Here is an 890-nt window from a genome sequence, read left to right as displayed (position 1 = left end):
AGCCAGGCATGATCGATCCGCCGCGCTGGCATGGAGACACGTCGCCCAAATTGTCCTACAAATAGCGGCCACTTTCGGGCGGCCCTCCCCAGCCCTTTCCCAATGCAATCGCGAGGACGACATGGAATACCGCACCCTCGGCCGTTCCGGCCTGAAAGTATCGACACTGACCATGGGGACCATGACGTTCGGTGGCGCCGGTGCTTTTTCGGCGGTCGGCAAGACCGATCTCGACGAAGCGCGCCGGATGATCGATCTCTGTATCGACGCCGGCATCAATGTCATCGACACCGCCAATGTCTATTCGAACGGCATTTCCGAAGAAATCATCGGCGAAGCGCTCGGCGGCAAGCGCAAGGGCGACGTGCTGATCGCCTCCAAGGCACGGATGCGGATCGGCAAAGGTCCAAACGACGAAGGCCTGTCGCGCCATCACCTGATTCGGGAATGCGAGAAGAGCCTGAAGCGGCTCAAGACCGACGTCATCGACATCTATTTCCTGCACGAATGGGATGGCGTGACGCCGCTGGAGGAAACCATCGGCGCGCTCGACACGCTGGTTGCCCAGGGCAAGATCCGCTATGTCGGCTGCTCCAACTATTCCGGCTGGCAGGTGATGAAGGCGCTCGGCATCAGCGACAGCCGTCATCAGCCGCGCTTCATCACGCAGCAGATCCACTACACGCTGGAAGCGCGCGAAGCGGAGTACGAACTGCTGCCGATTTCCGTCGACCAGGGGCTGGGCGTTCTGGTCTGGAGCCCGCTTGCCGGCGGATTGCTGTCCGGCAAATACCGCCGTGACAGCCCCACCGCCCGCCAACTCGCGGGCTGGTCGGAACCACCGATCCGCGACGAGGACCGGCTGTGGCGGATCGTCGATGTGCTTGTGG

Annotated in this window: 1 protein-coding gene; it reads left to right on the top strand. The window is 62.2% G+C overall.

The features are described 5' to 3' along the window. Positions 1–121: 121 nt before the first annotated feature. On the top strand, positions 122–890 hold a 769-nt coding region (locus tag ENZ74_RS33130), incomplete at its 3' end, for an aldo/keto reductase (protein ID WP_164761463.1).

Source organism: Mesorhizobium sp. M7A.F.Ca.CA.002.15.2.1 (assembly GCF_003998715.1).
GTDB classification, from domain to species: Bacteria; Pseudomonadota; Alphaproteobacteria; order Rhizobiales; family Rhizobiaceae; genus Mesorhizobium; species Mesorhizobium ciceri.
The sequence above is the reverse complement of the archived record's forward strand: the minus strand, read 5'-3'. Positions and strand labels throughout refer to the sequence as shown.